We start from the raw sequence: 20,871 nt of genomic DNA on the forward strand, positions 1-20,871 counted from the left end.
GGCGCCGCCCCCGGCAGCGCCAGCTCGAACCAGACGACCTTTCCTCTGCTCAGTCGGGTGGCGCCCCCCCCCCCCCCCCCCCCCCGGCCCCCCACCCCCCCCCCCCCCCCCCCCCCCCCCCCCCCCCCCCCCCCCCCGCCCGGGTTCGCTACCGCCGTCCCGGTCGAGCCAGACCGCGATCAGCCCCGCGTCGCGCGCCCCACGGGCGTCGATCTCCGGCTGGTCCCCCACGTAGACCACCTCCCCCGGAGCCAGCCCCATCGCCGCACAGGCCGCCAGGAAGGCCGCCGCGTCGGGTTTGCTGACCCCCAGCTCGGCGGCGCACACCAGGACCTCGAAGCGTTCGCGCAGGCCCAGGTCGCGCAGCTTGGGGTCCTGGTTGGCGAGGGAGGAGTTGGAGAGCACGCCGTGCCGGTGGCTGTGGGCCAGGGCGTCCAGTACGGGCAACACGTCCGGGAAGACGGCCCAGGCCGCCTTGTAGTGCTCGACGTAGCGGCCGAACCACGCGTCGGCCCCCGCGGCGTCCAGCTCCGGCTGCCCGAGGAAGTCCCGCACCCGCTCCCGGCGCTGCTCCTGGAAGTCGACCTCCCCGGCGGCGAAGCGCGCCCAGTGGCGGTCGGTGTGCGCCCGCCACAGCGCCAGCGCCTCGTGCGGCGCCCCGTACCGCTCGGCGAGCCCCTCCCGCTCCAGGTGCGCCCGGAGCCCGGCCGTGTCGGCCCCGGTGTAGTCGAAGAGCGTGTCGTCGATGTCCCACAGCACCGCGCGTATCGGCATGCCCCGACCCTACGCCGCAGCACCTCGGGGGCGGCAGCCTTTACGGCTACCGCCCCCGGGGAGGAGTGCGAGGTGGTGCTACGCGGACAGCTTCGCCAGCGCCGCGTCGATGCGGGACAGGGACTTGTCCTTGCCCAGGATCTCCAGGGACTCGAAGAGCGGGAGACCGACGGTGCGGCCGGTGACCGCGACGCGGACCGGGGCCTGCGCCTTGCCGAGCTTGAGGCCGTGGGCCTCGCCCGCCGTCAGGACGGCCTGCTTGAGCGACTCGGGGTCGCTCCAGTTCGCCGCCTCCAGGTTGGCGCGCGCCGTGGTCAGCAGGGCCGCCGGCTCGCCCTTCATCGCCTTGTCCCACGAGGGCTGGTCGCAGACCGGCTCGTCGAGGAAGAGGAAGTCGACGTTGGCCGTGATCTCCGACAGGACCGCCATGCGGGTCTGCGCGTGGGGGGCGATGGCCTCCCAGGCCGCCTGGTCGAAGGCCTCGGGGGCCCACGGGGCGTGCGGGGCGCGCAGCCAAGGGGTGCAGGCGTCGGCGAAGTCCTTCACGTCCAGCATGCGGATGTGGTCGCCGTTGATCGACTCGGCCTTCTTGAGGTCGAAGCGCGCCGGGTTGGCGTTGACGTCCGGGATGTCGAACTTCGCCACCATCTCCTCGATCGAGAAGACGTCCTGGTCCTTGGAGAAGGACCAGCCGAGCAGCGAGAGGTAGTTCAGCAGGCCCTCGGGGAGGAAGCCGCGCTCGCGGTAGAGGTTGAGCGAGGACTCCGGGTCGCGCTTGGAGAGCTTCTTGTTGCCCTCGCCCATCACGTACGGCAGGTGCCCGAAGGCCGGGACCGCCTTCGCGATGCCGAGCTCGATCAGGGCGCCGTAGAGGGCGATCTGGCGCGGGGTGGAGGACAGCAGGTCCTCGCCGCGCAGCACGTGCGTGATCTCCATCAGCGCGTCGTCGACCGGGTTGACCAGGGTGTACAGCGGAGCGCCGTTGGCCCGGACGATGCCGAAGTCCGGCACGTTCTCGGGGGTGACGGAGATCTCGCCGCGGACCAGGTCCGTGAAGGTGATGGTCTCGTCGGGCATCCGGAAGCGGACGATCGAGGCGCGGCCCTCGGCCTGGTACGCCGCCACCCGCTCGGCGCTCAGGTCGCGGCAGTGGCCGTCGTAGCCGGAGGGCTTGCCGGCGGCGCGGGCGGCGTCGCGGCGCGCGTCCAGCTCCTCCGTGGTGCAGTAGCAGTCGTAGGCGTAGCCGCCGTCCTTGAGCTTCTTCGCGACGTCCGCGTAGATGTCCATGCGCTCGGACTGGCGGTACGGGGCGTGCGGGCCGCCCACCTCGGGGCCCTCGTCCCAGGTGAAGCCGAGCCAGCGCAGCGAGTCCAGGAGCTGGCCGTAGGACTCCTCGGAGTCGCGGGCCGCGTCGGTGTCCTCGATGCGGAAGACGAACGTGCCGCCGTGGTGGCGGGCGAACGCCCAGTTGAAGAGGGCTGTGCGGACCAGGCCCACGTGGGGGTTGCCGGTCGGGGAGGGACAGAAACGTACGCGGACAGGTCCGTTAACCACGCTTGATCACCTTGTTGGTGAGAGTGCCGATGCCTTCGATGGTGACGGCGACCTCGTCGCCGACGTTGAGGGGGCCGACTCCGGCCGGGGTCCCCGTGAGGATGACGTCGCCCGGGAGCAGCGTCATGGCCTCGGTGATGTGCACGATCAGGTCCTCGATGGAGCGGACCATGTCACTGGTGCGGCCGAGCTGGCGCTGTTCGCCGTTCACGGTGCACTGGATGGCCAGGTCGCTCGGGTCGAGGTCGGTCTCGATCCAGGGACCGAGGGGGCAGGCTCCGTCGAAACCCTTGGCCCGGGCCCACTGCTTCTCGCGCTGCTGGACGTCGCGCGCGGTGAGGTCGTTGGCGCAGGTGTAGCCGAGGATGACGTCCTTGACGCGCTCGCGCGGGACGTCGCGGCACATGCGGCCGATCACCACGGCCAGCTCGGCCTCGTGGTGGACGTCCTGGGAGAAGGAGGGGTACGCGATCGGGTCACCGGGGCCCACCACCGAGGTGGAGGGCTTGAAGAAGGTGATCGGGGCGTCGGGCACCGCGTTGCCCAGCTCCGCGGCGTGCTCGGCGTAGTTGCGGCCGATGGCCACGATCTTGCTGGGCAGGACGGGCGGGAGCAGCCGGACCCGGTCCCGGGAGGACGGGTCGAGCGGGACCTTCGTGCCCGACAGCTCGAAGTCCCCGTACGGGATGCCCTTGATGATGTCGAGGACGAGCCCGCCCTCGGCGCCGGGGGCTGCGTCGCCCTCGACCGCGCCGAAGGCGACATTTCCGTCGATCGAGAACCTGGCGATGCGCACGTGTTGCGTCTGCCCCTCTGTCCGTCCACTGGGTGGCCCGAGTGGGCCGGAGTCTGCGGACTCCAGGCTAACGCGGCGGACCGGGGCACTTCGCGTGATTCCCCCGCGGTGCGGGGTCGGTGCGCGGTGCGGGGCTACTGCGCCGCGGAGGCCACCGGGGCGTCCATCAGCACGGTGCGGCGCGGGTTCGCGGTCTGCGTGGGCAGGTCGACCGAGTGCTCCGGCGTCTCAACCGCCTGCAGCTCCTCGGCGTCCTTGAGGTGCGCGAGGGTGGTGCGGCGCGGGTTGGCTATGTTGCGGAACATCATCGTCGTCTTCTGCGTGCTCATCGGAGTGTCGGAACCCTTGGTCGATGTGTGGGCCGGACGCACCTCGTGGGCGCCGGTTGTCGGGCGTGCCATCCCTGTAAAGGGCCAGGCTAAACATCTGAATCCCCCGAGGAACCGGGAAGTAATGGCCATGGCTGTGTGAGTTTGCTCACCTACGACCGGGCATTCCGGTCAATACGGTCAGTCAATTCAAGTGCCAGAAACGGACATTGCGCCACTGAATGCGCCATTCCGCTCCCGATCATGGCGACTGGGACACCTAGTGGATCATAGCGATTACACAGGTAAAGTCCGGTTCGCCCCGAAAGAGACTCCACATCCGGTAGTGCCTTTGTCACAAGCCGTCACCGACTCTCCGAGGGAACCCTCGCACCTTGTTGGAGATCCGGCACTGTGCTGGAATTCGCGGGACCGCCGCGGGAATCAGCCGGTGCAAGCGGCGCGACCAAGCGCCGAGCTGCGGTGGCAAGGAGAGGGACACGCGCCGGTCACCGACGACCACCATGGGGCCGTCAGTGCCCCACGACTCGACACCGTCCCACCGGTCTCCCGGCGGGACGCCTGGTCCAGAGGTTGCGAGCTAGTGCAGGGACGTTTCAAGAGGGATGGCAGCGCTGCGGCGGAGCAGGAGCCGCGCAGCGGGACCGACCGTGGCTCCTCGCCCCAGCACGCCCAGAACCACGGGCCGGCTGCCGGTGGCACGGGTGGCCCCGACACGCCCCCCGCCGGTAAGGCGAAGGGCCGGGGCAAGGGCCCGAAGGCGAAAGCGAAGACGAAGGCCAAGGCGACCGGCAAGACCGCCCTGGAGGAGTCCGCCGAGCGGGACCAGGCGATACCGAAGGCCCCCAGTGGGCCCGGCTCCCGGCTCGCCCTGCAGAACTGGCGCATCAGCACGCGACTGGTGTCGCTGCTGACCCTGCCCGTCGTTGCCGCCACCACGCTCGGTGGCTTCCGCATCAACGACTCGATGAACGACATCGCGCAGCTGGACCACATGCAGCTGCTGACGACGATGACCCGGCAGGCCACCAACCTGGCCGCCGCGCTCCAGGAGGAGCGCGACAAGTCGGCCGGTCCGCTGTCGGTGGCCAAGGCCGCCGCGGCCGCCAACACGGGCGGGACCCCGGCCCCGGCCAACAGCCTCGTCGCCGGTGTGCGCGACCAGACGGACGCCGCGGCGACCGCCTTCGCCAGCGCCACCGACAAGATCGACAGCGCCGAGGACAAGGACGACACCCTCAAGTCGATCCGCAACAACGTCCTGCAGATCGGCCGCCAGCTCGCCGGCATCGAGGACATCCGCAAGAAGGCGTACCAGAACAGCGCCCAGCAGACGGTCTCCGAGTACAACGGCCTCATCGTCTCGCTGCTCTCGCTCTCCCAGGACATGGCCCAGGCCACCTCCAGCCCGGAGATGATCAAGCGCACGCGCGCCCTGGCCGCCTTCTCCTCCGCCAAGGAGTACGCCTCGATCCAGCGCGCGGTCATCGCCGCGGCGCTGCCCGAGACCGGTGACAAGCCCGGCAAGCTCAGCGAGAACGACCGTCTGTACGCCCTGGCCGCCCAGCGCGGCGAGAGCCAGGCGAAGAAGACCTTCGAACTCGTCTACCAGGGCAAGCCGGAGGAACTCCTCCAGTCGCTCGGCGACGGCAACAGCGAGATCGGCACCGCCGACCACTACGCCCGCCGCGTGCTGACCACCGAGGGCCAGTTCGGCAAGGAGAAGAACCGGTCCTGGATGGACTGGTACGACGCCGACGACACCAAGCTCGCGGCCATGAAGGTCATCGAGCTGACCCTGCTCGACGACATGGAGCAGAAGGCCCGCGAGCTCAAGACCGAGTCGCAGCAGGACGCCATCATCAACGGTGCGCTGATCCTCCTCGTCCTCGGCGTCTCCCTCGTCGGCGCCTTCGTCATGGCCCGCTCCATGATCCGCTCGCTGCGCCGCCTGCAGGACACCGCGACCCGGGTCGCCCAGGAACGCCTGCCCGAGCTGGTCAAGCAGCTCTCGGAGACCGACCCGCAGGACGTCGACACCTCCGTGGAGTCGGTCGGTGTGCACTCGCGCGACGAGATCGGCCAGGTGGCCGCGGCCTTCGACGACGTGCACCGCGAGGCCGTCCGCCTCGCCGCCGAGCAGGCCCTCCTCCGGGGCAACGTCAACGCGATGTTCACCAACCTCTCGCGCCGTTCGCAGGGCCTCATCCAGCGCCAGCTCTCGCTCATCTCCGAGCTGGAGTCGCGCGAGGCCGACCCGGACCAGCTGTCCTCGCTCTTCAAGCTCGACCACCTCGCGACCCGCATGCGCCGTAACGGCGAAAACCTCCTCGTCCTCGCGGGCGAGGAGCCGGGCCGCCGGTGGACCCGCCCCGTCCCGCTCGTCGACGTGCTCCGCGCCGCGGCGTCCGAGGTGGAGCAGTACGAGCGCATCGAACTCTCGTCGGTGCCCGGCACCGACGTCGCCGGCCGCGTCGTCAACGACCTCGTGCACCTGCTCGCCGAGCTGCTGGAGAACGCCACCTCGTTCTCCTCCCCGCAGACCAAGGTCAAGGTGACCGGCCACGCGCTGCCCGACGGGCGCGTGCTGGTCGAGATCCACGACACCGGCATCGGCCTCTCCCCCGAGGACCTCGCCGCGATCAACGAGCGCCTCGCCTCGCCGCCGACCGTGGACGTCTCGGTCTCGCGCCGCATGGGTCTGTTCGTGGTCGGCCGCCTGTCCCTGCGACACGGCATCCGGATCCAGCTGCGCCCCTCCGACTCCGGCGGTACGACGGCACTCGTCATGCTCCCGGTCGATGTGGCCCAGGGCGGCAAGAAGCCCGCTCCGATGCCGGGCCAGGGCGGCCCGGGCATCCCGGGTGCGGCCGGCCAGCAGGGAGCGGTCTCCGGTACGGGCGCCCGTCCCCCGGTGGGCGCGGCCCCGCAGCGCGGTCAGGTCGCGGGCGGCGGTCAGCGCGCCGCGCTGCCCGGTCGCGAGAACTCCGGCCAGCAGCGTCCCCAGGGACAGCAGGGCCAGCAGGGCGGCCGCGGCCAGGCCCCGCAGGGCCCGAACGCCTTCGGCGCCGGTGCTCCGGCGGGCGGTCGCGGCGGCGCCGGCGGGCCCCAGGCCCGTCCGGGCGCGGCCCCGACCGGTGCCACGCAGTCCGGTACCGCGGCCTTCCCGCAGAACGACCCGTTCGGCCCCTCGGCGCAGGGCGGCAACGGCTTCGAGCGTCCGCAGCCCCAGGCGCCGGGTCAGGGCGGACCGGTGACCCCGCGGGTGCGGCCGCAGCTGCCGCCGCGCGGTGGCGCGCCGCGTCCGGAGCTCCCGGGCGCCGGCACCGCCGCCTCCGCCGGGCTGCCGCCGAGCGCCAGCTGGGGCGCCGACCCGGGCCGCCGTGGTGGCCCGGACGTGCCGCGCGGGCACGACGAGGTCCAGGGCCCCGGCTCCACGGCCGAGTTCGCCCGCCCGGACTACAACGCCCCGATGCCCGGTTCCGGGAACGCTTCCACGACGGGCCAGTTCGCCCGCCCGGAGTTCCCCGGTCCCCAGGACCCGGCGTCCACCGGCCAGTTCGCGCGCCCCGACTTCCCGGGCAACCAGGACCCCTCCGGTACGGGCCAGTTCCCGCGCCCGGCCTTCCCGGGCACCCAGGACACCTCCACCACCGGCCAGTTCGCGCGGCCCGACTTCCCGCAGTCCGGGACGGGCCAGTTCGAGCGGGCCGACATGCGCGGGCCCCAGGACCCCTCCGGCACGGGCCAGTTCGCCCGCCCGGAGTTCCCCGCCGCCCAGGACCCGGCGTCCACCGGCCAGTTCGCGCGGCCCGACTTCGCGGCCCCGCGGACCGGTGGTCCCGGTGTCGGCGGCTACGGCGACCAGGGCGCCCAGCAGGCGCCCCAGGCTCCGCAGCAGTACCAGGCCCCGCAGGCGCAGCAGCCGCTCGGGGGGCCCGTACCGGGCGCCCGGGGCGAGGCCCCGCGCCCGCCCCAGTCCCGCCAGCCGGAGGCGCTGCCCCCGGCCCAGCCGCTGGGCGAGGCCCGGACCCCGCTCTTCGACAACCTGGAGTCGAACTGGTTCCGCCAGGAGGGCGAGCAGCCCTCCGGTCCGGTGCCGGCCGTACCCCAGCAGCCGCAGCAGGGGCTGCCGACCGGCCCCACGCCGGTCCCCGCTTCCCCGCAGCAGCCGCTGCCGCAGCGCGGCCAGGAGCGTGCGGGCGAGCAGTCCGCGCAGCACCCGGCGCCCGGTTCGCCCACGGTGAGCTGGCGCTCCTCCCCCAACGACGAGCTGATGCGGCAGGCCGAGCGCGTGCGCCAGCCCGCCGCGGGCGGGATCACCACCTCGGGCCTGCCCCGTCGGGTGCCCCGCGCCAATCTCGTGGCGGGTACCGCGCAGCAGCAGGCCGAGGCCCAGGCGGGTCCGCAGGTCTCGCGCGCCCCGGACGACGTCCGCGGCCGACTCACCAATCTCCGGCGCGGTATCCAGCAGGGCCGTCAGGCCGGCACCACCGGTCCGGCGACCGGCAGTTACCACATCGACCCCACTTACCAGCAGGAGCGATAGTTGAGTTCGATGAGCCAGGCGGCACAGAACCTGAACTGGTTGATCACGAACTTCGTGGACAACACCCCCGGGGTGTCCCACACCGTGGTGGTCTCCGCCGACGGCCTCCTTCTGGCCATGTCCGAGGGCTTCCCCCGGGACCGGGCCGACCAGCTCGCCGCGGTGGCCTCCGGGCTGACCTCGCTGACCGCCGGCGCCTCCCGCATCTTCGAGGGCGGCGCCGTCAACCAGACCGTGGTGGAGATGGACCGGGGATTCCTCTTCCTCATGTCCGTCTCCGACGGATCCTCGCTGGCCGTGCTGGCGCACCCCGAGTGCGACATCGGCCTCGTGGGCTACGAAATGGCCCTGCTCGTGGACCGCGCGGGCAGCGTCCTCACCCCGGACCTGCGCGCGGAACTGCAGGGCAGCCTCCTCATCTGACGTCCAGATCTCCCGGCCGGCGGGTACTGCCGGCCGGGAGAACGGGGCCCCACCCCGGAACCCAGTACCGCCGTTTGGCCGTCATCCCGTCCCCCCACCGGCCCCGTCGGACGGCACGTTGACCACTGCTGTCCAGCCCGGAGGATTCATGACCCCGCCCCCCGCCTATTCCGATCACTACGGCGACCCGTCGTACTCGGAAGGCGATCAGCCGCTGGTCCGCCCTTACGCGATGACCGGCGGCCGGACCCGGCCCCGCTACCAGCTCGCCATCGAGGCACTGGTCAGCACCACCGCCGATCCGATGCACCTCTCGGGCCTGCTTCCCGAGCACCAGCGCATCTGCACGCTGTGCCGCGAGGTCAAGTCGGTCGCGGAAGTGTCCGCGCTGCTGTCGATGCCGCTCGGCGTCGCCCGGATCCTCGTCGCCGACCTGGCGGAGGCCGGCATGGTGGCCATCCACCAGCCGGGCAATGGAGAGGCCGGCGGAACGCCGGATGTAACGCTGCTCGAAAGGGTGCTCAGTGGACTTCGCAAGCTCTAGCGGCGGCGGCGGAGCGACCCGCTCCACCACCTCCGCGAAGATCGTGGTGGCGGGTGGCTTCGGCGTGGGCAAGACCACGTTCGTGGGCGCCGTCTCCGAGATCAACCCGCTGCGCACCGAGGCCGTGATGACGTCCGCTTCCGCGGGCATCGACGACCTGACACACACCGGGGACAAGACGACCACCACGGTCGCCATGGACTTCGGCCGCATCACCCTGGACCAGGACCTGATCCTGTACCTGTTCGGCACCCCCGGGCAGGACCGCTTCTGGTTCATGTGGGACGACCTCGTGCGCGGCGCCATCGGCGCGATCGTGCTCGTGGACACCCGCCGTCTCGCCGACTGCTTCCCCGCCGTCGACTACTTCGAGAACAGCGGCCTCCCCTTCGTCGTCGCGCTCAACGGCTTCGAGGGGCACCAGCCGTACACCCCCGAAGAGGTGCGCGAGGCCCTGCAGATCGGGCCCGACGCGCCGATCATCACCACCGACGCCCGCCACCGCGCGGACGCCAAGAGCGCGCTGATCACGCTGGTCGAGCACGCGCTGATGGCGCGCCTCAAGTAACACGGATGTCCCCTCCGAGGGTTCAGGGCGGGCTGTGTCATGCGACACGGCCCGCCCTTTCTTTTCATAACGTTTCGACAGAGAATTGCCCCCCTCCGGACACGCCCTGCGGTCGGTTGCTTCCGCTCCGTTCACAACTGCCCCCATTTTCCCCGTCGGTTGCTCTTTATGTCCGGTTTATGCGGGGCATAAGGCCCTAGGTATGGCCGGATTCAACTGTTTGGAACACGGCCGTTAACCGTGCTGGAATCAATGAACTAGCTAGTAGCACCGCCGAGAGGTTGTTGGTCGAGTGAGGCGAAGCAATTCGAGCCCCGCGGAGGAACCCGCGCGCGGCAACTTCACCCCGCCGCCGCGCGCGGGGGCGTCCTTCGACGTGCCCGTGGACGCGCCCGTCGGCGGTGGCAGCACCAGCAGGTTCGCGCCCCGCAACTGGCGCGTGCCGACCAAGCTGAACGCCATCCTGCTCGTCCCGGTCCTCGTCGGACTGGTCATGGGCGGCTTCCAGGTGAAGGGTTCGGTCGACACCTGGAACGAGGCCAAGGACGCCGAGAAGACGGCCCGCATCGTCCAGGCAGCGGCCGAATACGGCCAAGCGCTGCTCAACGAGCGCGACCTCACCGCCGAGCCCCTCCTCAAGGGGGACCGCGGCAGCGAGGTGGTCACCAAGGCGTACGCGGCGACCGACGCGGCCAGGGCGAAGTTCGCCGATGCCGTCAAGGGCATGCCGAAGAAGCAGAGCCTCGAACGCCGCCTCCAGCTCTTCCAGGAGGAGGAGCCCAAGCTCGACGCCATCCGCAAGACCGCGTACTCCGCTCCGGAGACCGCGAAGAAGGACCTCCCCAAGTCGGCCGGGCCCATCCCGACCGAAGAGGGCTACGTCCTGGTGCAGCACAACCTCATGTCGTTCTCCAACGAACTGGGTCTGGGCACCGGAAACATCACGAGCTACGGCCGCATGGTCTACGCGATCGAGCTGGCCAAGGCCGCGAACTCGCTCCAGCGCTCGGTCGGCACCCACCTCCTGGTCCGCCCGAACGAGAGCGAGGAGATCCGCAAGGCCCAGCTGGTCGCCTTCTCCTCCTACGCCTACCTCGAAGACATCGCGATCGGCGAGTACGTCTCCGCCGGTACCGAGGAGGACACGGAGAAGCTCAAGACGGTCATGGGCAAGCGGTCCGCCGCGGGCGCCGCCAAGCTCGCCGAGGCCCAGAACCAGGCCCAGCAGTCCGGGACGCCCTTCAAGGCCCCGCCGGTCGTCAACGGCTCCGCCCTGACGGGCATGACCGAGGCGATAGCCGGCGGCGACAAGAACACCAAGCTCGCCGCGGGCGGTACCACCCCGCTGGCCTGGCAGGCCGCCTCCACCGCCAAGTTCGACGGCTACGCCGAGGTCGAGAAGGACCTGCTCGACAAGGCCGTCAGCGACACCATCGTCATCTCCGACGACGCCCGCAACGCCGCCATCACCAACGGCGCCATCGTCGTCGTGGCCCTGCTGGCCGCCTTCATCCTGGCGGGCATGATGGCCCGCCAGATGGGCCGCTCGATGCGCCGCCTGCGCAGCGCGGCCTTCGACGTCGCCGAGCAGCGCCTGCCGATGCTCGTCGACCAGCTCTCGCGCACCGACCCCGGCAAGGTCGACACCCGCGTCGTGCCGATCCCGATCGACTCCCAGGACGAGATCGGCGAGGTCGCCCGCGCCTTCGACCAGGTCCACCGCGAGGCCGTCCGGCTCGCCGCCGAGCAGGCCCTGCTGCGGGGCAACGTCAACGCGATCTTCACGAACCTCTCCATGCGCAACCAGTCGCTGATCGAGGGCCAGCTGACCCTCATCACCGACCTGGAGAACAACGAGGCCGACCCGGACCAGCTGGAGAACCTCTTCCGGCTGGACCACCTGGCCACCCGTATGCGCCGCAACGGCGAGAACCTCCTCATCCTCGCGGGTGAGGAACCGGGCCGCCGCTGGGACCAGCCGGTCCCGCTGGTCGACGTCCTGCGCGCCGCCTCCTCCGAGGTGGAGCAGTACGAGCGCATCGAGCTGTCGGGCGTCTCCGAGGCCGAGATCCACGGCCAGGCCGTGACCGACCTCGTGCACCTGCTCGCCGAGCTGCTGGAGAACGCCACCACCTTCTCCTCCCCGCAGACGAAGGTCCGCGTCAACGCGACCCGACTGCCCGACGGCCGCGTCATGATCGAGATCCACGACAAGGGCATCGGCCTCACCGCCGAGGACTTCGCGGACATCAACCACAAGCTGGCCAACCCGCCGACCGTGGACGCCGCGATCTCGCAGCGCATGGGTCTGTTCGTGGTCGGGCGGCTGTCGGACCGGCACGGCATCCGGGTCCAGCTGCGCCCCTCGGGCGAGCAGGCCGGTACGACCTCGCTGGTCATGCTCCCGGACGCGATCACCCATGGTGGTGGTGGCGAGGGCATACCCGACGACGACTTCACCGTCTCGCAGATGATCCCGGAGCAGCACCAGCTCCAGCAGAGCACGCCGCTGCGCACGGCCGCCGAGCTCGGCTTCGACGACTCGCAGTACGACCGCCGCCCGGCCCCCGGGGGCGACCCGGACGGCGCCCCGCGCGAGCTGGACGCCGTCGGCCGCTCGCTGAGCCGCGACGAGCGCCGGGCCGCGCTGGAGGCCCAGGTCGGCTTCCCGCAGCAGCAACAGCAGGCGCAGCCCTCGCAGCAGGAGTATGCGGAACCCCAGCCTGAACACGGCTACCAGCAGTACCAGGGGTACGAGCAGCAGCCCGAGCAGGGCTACGAGAGCGCCGCCTACGACGCCCAGGGCGCCCAGGGCACCCCCGACGGCTACCCCCAGCAGGCCGGCTACGCGCCGTACCAGCAGGACGGTTACGCCTATCCGGAAGACGGGTACCAGGACAACCAGCAGGGTGAACAGCCCTACGCGGGTGGCTACGATGCCCAGTCCCACCAGGCGGAGTGGCCGGAACAGAACACCTATCCGGCCGCCTACCAGCAGGATTACGGGACCGAATCGGAATCACCGGCCGGTGCCGAACCCGCCCCGGAGCGCGTAGGCTTCGACCGTCCGGACACCGCTGCCGACACCGGTCACGCACTGACCGGAGCGGGCCTGCCGCGTCGCGGCAGCCAGCAGCAGTGGCAGCCGGCACAGAAGGAAACGGAGTCCACCGGATCCCTCTTCGAGGGGCGGCAGCAGCGACAGCAGCAGTCCGCCGAAACGGAGACGGCCCCGGAGGAAGCACCAGGCCCCGACTCCTGGCGCTCGCGCAATGACGAGCGTTGGCAGCAGGCCGGAAAGCTCCGTGAGCCGAAGGCGGGCGGGGTCACCCCGTCCGGTCTCCCTCGGCGGGTGCCCAAGGCCAACCTGGTCGAGGGCGCGGCGGAATCGACTCCGCAGGGCGGCCCACAGGTCTCCCGCGCCCCGGAGGACGTCCGCGGCAGGTTGAGCAACCTGCGCCGCGGTGTCCAACAGGGACGCACCGCGGGTTCGGAGCAGTCAAGTAACAGCTATGACCAGGAGCGTTAGTGTGAGCCCGATGAGCCAGGCGGCACAGAACCTGAACTGGTTGATCACGAACTTCGTGGACAACACCCCCGGGGTGTCCCACACCGTCGTGGTCTCCGCCGACGGCCTGCTTCTGGCCATGTCGGAAGGCTTCCCGCGGGACCGCGCCGACCAGCTGGCGGCCGTGGCCTCCGGACTGACCTCGCTGACCGCGGGTGCCTCGCGCATCTTCGAGGGCGGCGCCGTCAACCAGACGGTGGTGGAGATGGACCGCGGGTTCCTCTTCCTCATGTCGGTGTCCGACGGATCCTCCCTCGCGGTGCTCGCGCACCCCGAGTGCGACATCGGTCTGGTGGGCTACGAGATGGCCCTGCTCGTGGATCGCGCGGGCAGCGTCCTCACCCCGGACCTGCGCGCGGAGCTGCAGGGCAGTCTTCTCAACTAGCAGACAGGCAGTGCGTTTCGCGCCATCGCACCATAGGGTGCGGTGGCGCGGTTCCACAGGGAGTACTGCGTTCTTGGAGTCGGAGGAGGAAACGTGACAACACCCCACGGAGGACATCCTTATGGCGGCGCGCAGCAGCCGCAGGGTGGGCACGACCAGAACCGCTTCAACTTCCCTTCCACTCCCAGCCGGCCCGTGCCGGAGCACCAGCCCTACCCGCAGCAGCCCTACGGACAGCCCTCGCAGGCTCCGCAGCGGCAGCAGCCGTACACGCCCCCGCAGCACCCGCAGCAACACCAGCAGCCGCAGCGGCCTTCGCAGCCGCCGGCCCCCAAGGCGCACAACCCGCTGGTGCGTCCGTACGCCATGACCGGCGGCCGGACCCGGCCCCGCTACCAGCTCGCCATCGAGGCACTGGTCAGCACCACGGCCGATCCCTCGCGCCTGCAAGGGCAGTTGCCCGAGCACCAGCGCATCTGCCGACTCTGCATCGAGATCAAGTCGGTCGCCGAGATCTCGGCCCTGCTCTCCATTCCCCTCGGCGTCGCCCGAATCCTCGTCGCCGACCTGGCGGAGGCGGGCCTTGTCGCCATCCATCAGCCCGGCGGGGACGAATCCGCCGGCGGTCAGCCAGACGTGACACTGCTCGAAAGGGTGCTCAGTGGACTTCGCAAGCTCTAGCGGCGGCGGCGGAGCGACTCGCTCCACCACCTCCGCGAAGATCGTGGTGGCGGGTGGCTTCGGCGTGGGCAAGACCACGTTCGTGGGCGCCGTCTCCGAGATCAACCCGCTGCGCACCGAAGCCGTGATGACGTCCGCTTCCGCGGGGATCGACGATCTCACCCACACCGGGGACAAGACGACCACCACGGTCGCCATGGACTTCGGCCGCATCACCCTGGACCAGGACCTGATCCTGTATCTGTTCGGCACCCCCGGGCAGGACCGCTTCTGGTTCATGTGGGACGACCTCGTGCGCGGCGCCATCGGCGCCGTCGTCCTCGTGGACACCCGCCGTCTCGCCGACTGCTTCCCCGCCGTCGACTACTTCGAGAACAGCGGCCTCCCCTTCGTGATCGCCCTGAACGGTTTCGACGGGCACCAGCCGTACACCCCCGAAGAGGTCCGCGAGGCCCTGCAGATCGGCCCCGACGCGCCGATCATCACCACCGACGCCCGCCACCGCGGCGACGCCAAGAGTGCCCTGATCACTCTCGTCGAGCACGCGCTGATGGCCCGCCTGCGGTAGCCACCGCAGGACGACGAAAGGCCCCCCGCACTCGCAAGAGTGCGGGGGGCCTTTCGTGTGGTGCGCGGTGCGGGCCGCGGGGTGCGCGGCCCGCCCGAACGACTAGCCCTGCCAGCTGTGCGGGGCGCGGAAGCCGGGGGTGCGCTCCAGGCGGCGCCATCCGGCGGTGGAGCCGGTGGTGCGGACCGGGCCGGCCTCGGGGGTGGCGGCGGCGCGGGCGAGCAGGATCGCGGTGATCGCGGCCAGCTCCTCGGGCTCGGCGTGGCCCTTTTCGACGCGCAGCAGGGTGCCGGTGCTGATGCTCATGGGTGGCAGGTCTCCTTCACTTCTTACTGCGGCGGGTTGCCGTGCTTGCGCGACGGCAGGTCGGCGTGCTTGTTGCGGAGCATCGAGAGCGCGGCCACGAGGGTCTCGCGGGTCTCGGCGGGGTCGATGACGTCGTCGACGAGACCGCGTTCGGCCGCGTAGTACGGGTGCATCAGCTCGGACTTGTACTCCTTGACCATCCGCGCGCGCATCGCCTCGGGGTCCTCGGCGTCCGCGATCTGCTTGCGGAAGATCACGTTGGCGGCGCCCTCGGCGCCCATCACGGCGATCTCGTTGGTCGGCCACGCGTACGTGATGTCCGCACCGATGGACTGGGAGTCCATGACGATGTAGGCACCGCCGTACGCCTTGCGCAGGATGAGCGAGATCCGCGGCACGGTCGCGTTGCAGTAGGCGTACAGCAGCTTCGCGCCGTGCCGGATGATCCCGCCGTGCTCCTGGTCCACGCCCGGCAGGAAGCCGGGCACGTCCAGCAGCGTGATGATCGGGATGTTGAAGGCGTCGCACAGCTGCACGAACCGTGCGGCCTTCTCCGACGCGTGGATGTCCAGCACGCCGGCGAGGTGACCGGGCTGGTTGGCGACGATGCCGACGACCTGGCCGTCCATCCGCGCCAGCGCGCAGATGATGTTGCGGGCCCAGCGCTCGTGGATCTCCAGGACGTCGCCTTCGTCGACGAGCTCCTCGATGACCTTGAGCATGTCGTACGGACGGTTGCCGTCCGCCGGCACCAGGTCCAGCAGCACGTCGGAGCGGCGGTCGGCCGGGTCCGTGCTCTCGTGGACCGGCGGGTTCTCCCGGTTGTTCGAGGGCAGCATCGAGATGAGGTAGCGGACCTCGGCGATGCAGGTCTCCTCGTCGTCGTACGCGAAGTGCGCGACGCCCGAGGTCTCCGCGTGCACGTCGGCGCCGCCCAGACCGTTCTGCGAGATCTCCTCGCCGGTCACCGCGCGGACCACGTCCGGGCCGGTGATGAACATCTGCGAGGTGTCGCGGACCATGAAGACGAAGTCGGTCAGTGCCGGCGAGTACGCCGCGCCGCCCGCGCACGGGCCCAGCATCACCGAGATCTGCGGGATCACGCCCGAGGCCCTGGTGTTGCGCTGGAAGATGCCGCCGTATCCGGCGAGCGCCGAGACGCCCTCCTGGATGCGGGCGCCCGCACCGTCGTTCAGCGACACCAGCGGAGCACCCGCCGCGATCGCCATGTCCATGATCTTGTGGATCTTCGTCGCGTGGGCCTCGCCCAGCGCGCCGCCGAAGATGCGGAAGTCGTGGGCGTAGACGAAGACCGTCCGGCCCTCGACCGTGCCCCAGCCCGTGATCACACCGTCGGTGTAGGGCTTCTTCGACTCCAGGCCGAAGCCCGTCGCACGGTGGCGACGCAGCTGCTCGACCTCCTTGAAGGACCCTTCGTCGAGCAGGAGCGCGATCCGCTCCCGCGCCGTCAGCTTGCCCTTGGCATGCTGCGCCTCGGTCGCACGGTCACTGGGTCCGCGCCGCGCCTGCTCCCGCAGGTCGTGCAGCTCGGCCACCCGGCCACGTGCGTCCGTGGGCTCGCTCGAAGTCTGGTCCACAACGGTCATGTACCGACCTTACGAAGCGGATCGCCGAAAACCCTCCGTTGGTTCCGCACAGTCTCCGGCCCGATCCGCTGTCCGGCCCGGACAGATGGCTTGCCTCATGCGAGGACTCCACCAGTTGGGACCTTCGTCCTTTGTGGAGATATAACAAAGCAGCGCGACCCGACCCCGAGATGTTGAAATTTGAACAGAATGGGTCTAACGTCAATGTCGTTGAAGGTTAAACAACAAGGCCTCAACGAGAAGCGCTCCCACCGGGCGCCAGAACCGAGGAGTGAGTCATGGGAATCTTCACCCGCCGCAGCCAGAACACCACCCCCGCCGCCGGCACGTCGACCGCGGTCGCCACGCTGGACGTCGACCCGGCGCTGGCCGCGCTCACCGGTGACTACGTCATCGACGCCGCGCACAGCCGCATCGGCTTCACCGTCCGCCACGCCATGGTGACCAACGTCCGCGGCACCTTCGCCGACCACGAGGGCACCCTGCGTCTGGACGGCGCCGACCCGTCGCGCTCGACGGCCTCCATCGACGTGCGGATCGCCTCGGTCGACACCGGGATCGCCGACCGCGACGGTCACCTGCGCTCCGGAGACTTCTTCGACGCCGAGACCTTCCCCCTGATGACCTTCCGCTCCACCGCGGCGGCCCCGCTCTCCGGCGACGCCTACCGCATCACCGGCGAGCTGACGATCAAGGACGTCACCCGGCCGCTCTCCATCGATCTGGAGTTCGGTGGATCCGCCAAGGACGTCTACGGCAACGAGCGCGTGGGCTTCGAGGGCTCCGCCGAGATCCTGCGCTCCGACTGGGGCCTGACCTGGAACGCCGCCCTGGAGGCCGGCGGTGTGATGGTCAGCGACAAGGTCAAGCTGACCTTCGACATCTCCGCGATCAAGCAGGGCTGATGCCGCGGGCGGCCGCGCGCGGGGAACGGGCCGGTCGGCCCGTCCCCCCCTCGACCAGGACCTCCTAGAAGTCCCCGCCGCCGAAGCCGCCGCCCCCGTCGAAACCGCCGCCCCCGCCGAAGTCGCCCCCTCCGAAGTCGGAGGGGTTGAAGTCGGCGCCCGAGACGTCCCCGCCGTCGAAACCGCCGTCGCCCATGTCGGAGGCGTAGGCGGGACCGGACATCATCATCGAGCCGAGCATCGTGCCCATGAGCAGCCCGGGCAACATGCCGCCGCCGAAGTATCCGCCGGCCCAGGGACCGTACGCCGGGCCGGCGTCGTAGTAGGGGCGCGGGCCGTGCTCCGTGTCGACCGTACGGACCGCCGGGTCCTGGCCGTCGCGCAGCCGGACGGCGTCCGCCGCGCAGACCGGGACGGTCCGGGGCGCCCCGCCGGCCGGGGCCCAGTCGGCGTCCGCGGTGCTGGGTCCGTGGCGCGGGTCGAAGAAGCAGGGCGCCCGACGCTCGGGCACGGGCCTGCCCTGACGGCGCGCGTCCAGCGAGGCCAGTGCGTACCGGCCGTCCTCCAGCGCCTGGGTCACGCCCCGCACCTCTTCGGGGTGCCGCACCGAGGCCATGATCTGCTTGGCCTTCTCGTAGGAGTCCAGGCCCTGCTCGTAGTCCTTGCGCATGGCGTCGTCGGCCCCGGGCTCACCGGGGTGGAAGTCCAGCCGGTCCAGCTCCTCGCCGAAGGCCGTGATGTCCTCGTCGACGACCACGGAGAGCTTGCGGACCGCCTCGCGCTCCGCCTCTTCCTTCTTCTTGCGGCCCCGGCGCACCAGTGCGTACGCGCCGCCGCCGCCCACGAGCGCCACCGCGCCCAGGCCGATCAGCGCACCGGAGCCGCCGCCGTCGTCGTCCGAGCCGCCGCCCCAGGAGGCCGGGGCGCGGCCCTTGGTCTGGGACAGGGCCTGGTCGACGAAGTTGTCGAGCTGGGTGGCCGCGTCGACGGGACCGCCCGCCTTGACGGCGTCGGTGAGGTTGCGGACCGCATTGACCGGCATGACCGTGCGGTCGGCCGCGGCGTTGAAGCCGTCGCCGAGCCGGATGGCGTAGAGCCCCGTGATGCCGGTCTCGGTGCGGACGGTGCGCAGCACGCTGTCGGCCGGGAACTCGGCGGTGGCGGGCAGCACCGCGACGAACACGGGCTTGCCCGCGTCCTTGATCTTCTTCGCCAGGGCGTCCGCCCGGTCCTTGGGGAGCTGCGCCTCGGCGCGGGGGTCGACGTAGACCGGGCCCTTCTTGAGGGCCTCCGCCACGGCTGCGGGTCCGGTGGCCGCGGCGGCCTGTGGCGCGACCACGAGGGCAGTCGCAGACAGGGCCAGCAGCAGACCGGAAAGTACGGATATCAGCCTGGTCCTCATGGTCACGACGGTACCGGAACCGGTCGTTTCCTGTGTGAGCAGGACATAAGCCCCCGGGGGTCCACCCACGGACCCCCGGTCGGCCGTCCGCCGGACCTACTCCGCGGGCTCCACGCCCGCGTGCAGCAGGCCGTAGGTGAAGGCGTCCTCCAGTGCCTGCCAGGACGCCGCGATCACGTTCGTGCCCACGCCCACCGTGGACCACTCGCGGTGGCCGTCGGTGGTGGAGATCAGCACCCGGGTCGTGGAGTCCGTGCCGTGCTTGCCCTCCAGGATGCGGACCTTGTAGTCGATCAGCTCGAACTTGGCGAGCTGGGGGTAGAAGCGCTCCAGCGCCACCCGCAGGGCCCGGTCGAGGGCGTTGACCGGGCCGTTGCCCTCCGCGGTGGCGACGATCCGCTCGCCCTTGGCCCACAGCTTCACCGTGGCCTCGTTGGCGTGCGTGCCGTCGGGGCGGTCCTCGACGATCGCGCGCCAGGACTCCGTACGGAAGTACTTGCGCGCCCGGCCCTCGACCTCGGCCCGCAGCAGCAGCTCGAAGGAGGCGTCGGCGGCCTCGAAGGTGTAGCCGGCCAGCTCGCGCTCCTTGACCCGCTCCACCACCCGGGAGACCAGCGCGCGGTCCCCGCCGAGGTCGACGCCCAGCTCCTTGCCCTTGAGCTCGATCGAGGCCCGCCCGGCCATGTCGGAGACCAGCATCCGCATGGTGTTGCCGACCCGCTCGGGGTCGATGTGCTGGTAGAGGTCCGGGTCCACCTTGATCGCCGAGGCGTGCAGACCCGCCTTGTGCGCGAAGGCCGAGACGCCGACGTAGGGCTGGTGGGTGGAGGGCGTGAGGTTGACGACCTCGGCGATGGCGTGCGAGATCCGGGTCATCTCGGCCAGCGCGCCCTCGGGGAGCACGGTGCGGCCGTACTTGATCTCCAGCGCGGCCACCACCGGGAAGAGGTTGGCGTTGCCGACCCGCTCGCCGTAGCCGTTGGCCGTGCACTGCACGTGGGTGGCGCCCGCGTCGACGGCGGCCAGCGTGTTGGCGACCGCGCAGCCCGTGTCGTCCTGGGCGTGGATGCCCAGGCGCGCGCCGGTGTCGGCGAGGACGGTGGCGACGACGGCGCTCACCTGGGCGGGCAGCATGCCGCCGTTGGTGTCGCAGAGGATGACCACATCGGCGCCGGCCTCGTGCGCGGCGCGCACGACCGCCTTGGCGTAGGCGGCGTTCGCGCGGTAGCCGTCGAAGAAGTGCTCGCAGTCGACGAACACCCGCCGGCCCTGCTCGCGCAGGTAGGAGACGGTGTCGCGGACCATGGCGAGGTTCTCGTCCAAGGTGGTGCGCAGGGCGAGCTCGACGTGCCGGTCGTGCGACTTGGCCACGAGGGTGATGACCGGGGCGCCGGACTCCAGCAGGGCGCGGACCTGCGGGTCCTCGGCGGCCGAGCCGCCCGCGCGCCGGGTCGCGCCGAAAGCGACCAGCTGGGCGTGCTGGAAGTCGATCTCATTGCGGGCGCGGGCGAAGAACTCGGTGTCGCGCGGGTTGGCGCCGGGCCAGCCGCCTTCGATGAAGCCCACCCCGAAGTCGTCCAGGTGCCGGGCGATCGTCAGCTTGTCCGCGACGGTGAGGTTGATGCCCTCGCGCTGCGCGCCGTCGCGCAGGGTGGTGTCGAAGACGTGGAAGCCGTCGTCGAGGACCGCGCTCGCCGCTGTCGCCTCTGTCGTCGTCATGCTGATCTGACTCCTGTCGGATGAGTGGCTCCGGACGCCCGCCCGAGGGAAGGCCGCCGTCGCTTGCCCCCATCATCGCGCGCGGTCCGCTCCCGGCAGGAATGGGGCCGGGAAACGAAAAAACCCCTCGCGGGTGCGAGAGGTCTGCGCGCGGGTCTGGGGCACGATGCCGCTGCCGCGAAGTTCTTCCACG

The 20,871-nt window shown here is 70.9% G+C and carries 17 protein-coding genes; 9 read left to right on the top strand and 8 right to left on the bottom strand.

Annotated features, from left to right (window positions below; translation table 11 throughout):
- The 4 genes from ACZ4UB_RS13145 to ACZ4UB_RS13160 form a co-directional block, all read right to left on the bottom strand.
- Window positions 1-774 (bottom strand): HAD family hydrolase (locus ACZ4UB_RS13145; RefSeq protein WP_468070202.1); only part of this gene is annotated, 774 nt, incomplete at its 3' end.
- Window positions 775-852: 78 nt separating this feature from the next.
- The gene (gltX, locus tag ACZ4UB_RS13150) at window positions 853-2,328 is read right to left on the bottom strand and encodes a glutamate--tRNA ligase (protein ID WP_468070203.1); all 1,476 of its coding nucleotides are present in this window, start codon (window positions 2,326-2,328) and stop codon (window positions 853-855) included.
- Window positions 2,321-3,124 carry a fumarylacetoacetate hydrolase family protein gene (locus ACZ4UB_RS13155; RefSeq protein ID WP_354380054.1) on the bottom strand — a complete coding sequence of 268 codons (804 nt, stop codon included), beginning with the start codon at window positions 3,122-3,124 and terminating at the stop codon, window positions 2,321-2,323. The genes gltX and ACZ4UB_RS13155 overlap by 8 nt, the downstream gene beginning before the upstream one ends.
- Before the next feature lie 134 nt (window positions 3,125-3,258).
- A complete protein-coding gene (locus ACZ4UB_RS13160; RefSeq protein ID WP_354380053.1) occupies window positions 3,259-3,453 on the bottom strand; it encodes a hypothetical protein in 195 nt (64 codons plus the stop codon).
- Window positions 3,454-4,036: 583 nt separating this feature from the next.
- Between ACZ4UB_RS13160 and ACZ4UB_RS13165 the strand changes: the two genes are divergently transcribed.
- From ACZ4UB_RS13165 to ACZ4UB_RS13200, 8 genes are all read left to right on the top strand, one after another.
- Window positions 4,037-8,002: a sensor histidine kinase gene (locus tag ACZ4UB_RS13165; RefSeq protein WP_468070204.1), complete on the top strand. Its 3,966-nt coding sequence runs from the start codon at window positions 4,037-4,039 to the stop codon at window positions 8,000-8,002.
- A 9-nt stretch (window positions 8,003-8,011) separates the two neighbouring features.
- Entirely contained in the window at window positions 8,012-8,425 is a 414-nt protein-coding gene (locus ACZ4UB_RS13170; RefSeq protein ID WP_008739864.1) for a roadblock/LC7 domain-containing protein, read from the top strand.
- Between the two features lie 148 nt (window positions 8,426-8,573).
- Window positions 8,574-8,969, top strand: coding sequence for a DUF742 domain-containing protein (locus tag ACZ4UB_RS13175; protein ID WP_330332826.1), 396 nt, complete (start codon window positions 8,574-8,576; stop codon window positions 8,967-8,969).
- Window positions 8,950-9,537, top strand: a complete 588-nt coding sequence (locus ACZ4UB_RS13180) for a GTP-binding protein (protein WP_283459846.1) — start codon at window positions 8,950-8,952, stop codon at window positions 9,535-9,537. The genes ACZ4UB_RS13175 and ACZ4UB_RS13180 overlap by 20 nt, the downstream gene beginning before the upstream one ends.
- Before the next feature lie 292 nt (window positions 9,538-9,829).
- Window positions 9,830-13,066, top strand: a complete 3,237-nt coding sequence (locus tag ACZ4UB_RS13185; RefSeq protein ID WP_468070205.1) for a sensor histidine kinase — start codon at window positions 9,830-9,832, stop codon at window positions 13,064-13,066.
- Between the two features lie 10 nt (window positions 13,067-13,076).
- Window positions 13,077-13,490: a roadblock/LC7 domain-containing protein gene (locus ACZ4UB_RS13190; RefSeq protein ID WP_319722215.1), complete on the top strand. Its 414-nt coding sequence runs from the start codon at window positions 13,077-13,079 to the stop codon at window positions 13,488-13,490.
- Window positions 13,491-13,583: 93 nt separating this feature from the next.
- Window positions 13,584-14,171 (top strand): DUF742 domain-containing protein, encoded by a 588-nt coding sequence (locus tag ACZ4UB_RS13195; RefSeq protein WP_468070206.1) that lies wholly within the window; start codon window positions 13,584-13,586, stop codon window positions 14,169-14,171.
- Window positions 14,152-14,739 (top strand): GTP-binding protein, encoded by a 588-nt coding sequence (locus ACZ4UB_RS13200; RefSeq protein WP_351048370.1) that lies wholly within the window; start codon window positions 14,152-14,154, stop codon window positions 14,737-14,739. The genes ACZ4UB_RS13195 and ACZ4UB_RS13200 overlap by 20 nt, the downstream gene beginning before the upstream one ends.
- A 102-nt stretch (window positions 14,740-14,841) precedes the next feature.
- On the opposite strand, the gene ACZ4UB_RS13205 is transcribed toward ACZ4UB_RS13200, so the two are convergent.
- Both ACZ4UB_RS13205 and ACZ4UB_RS13210 read right to left on the bottom strand, forming a co-directional pair.
- Window positions 14,842-15,045 (bottom strand): acyl-CoA carboxylase subunit epsilon, encoded by a 204-nt coding sequence (locus ACZ4UB_RS13205; RefSeq protein WP_468070207.1) that lies wholly within the window; start codon window positions 15,043-15,045, stop codon window positions 14,842-14,844.
- A 23-nt stretch (window positions 15,046-15,068) separates the two neighbouring features.
- Window positions 15,069-16,652 carry an acyl-CoA carboxylase subunit beta gene (locus tag ACZ4UB_RS13210; protein WP_404004823.1) on the bottom strand — a complete coding sequence of 528 codons (1,584 nt, stop codon included), beginning with the start codon at window positions 16,650-16,652 and terminating at the stop codon, window positions 15,069-15,071.
- Between the two features lie 278 nt (window positions 16,653-16,930).
- On the opposite strand from ACZ4UB_RS13210, the gene ACZ4UB_RS13215 reads away from it, so the two are divergent.
- Window positions 16,931-17,557 carry a YceI family protein gene (locus tag ACZ4UB_RS13215; RefSeq protein ID WP_468070208.1) on the top strand — a complete coding sequence of 209 codons (627 nt, stop codon included), beginning with the start codon at window positions 16,931-16,933 and terminating at the stop codon, window positions 17,555-17,557.
- Between the two features lie 64 nt (window positions 17,558-17,621).
- Here ACZ4UB_RS13215 and ACZ4UB_RS13220 read toward each other — a convergent pair whose 3' ends face one another.
- Together ACZ4UB_RS13220 and cimA are read right to left on the bottom strand one after the other, a co-directional pair.
- On the bottom strand, window positions 17,622-18,959 hold the full coding sequence (locus ACZ4UB_RS13220) for a hypothetical protein (RefSeq protein WP_468070209.1): 1,338 nt from the start codon (window positions 18,957-18,959) through the stop codon (window positions 17,622-17,624).
- Window positions 18,960-19,055: 96 nt separating this feature from the next.
- The gene (gene cimA, locus ACZ4UB_RS13225) at window positions 19,056-20,678 is read right to left on the bottom strand and encodes a citramalate synthase (RefSeq protein ID WP_354380043.1); all 1,623 of its coding nucleotides are present in this window, start codon (window positions 20,676-20,678) and stop codon (window positions 19,056-19,058) included.
- Window positions 20,679-20,871: the final 193 nt, after the last annotated feature.

The organism is Streptomyces sp. NPDC028419 (assembly GCF_055565515.1).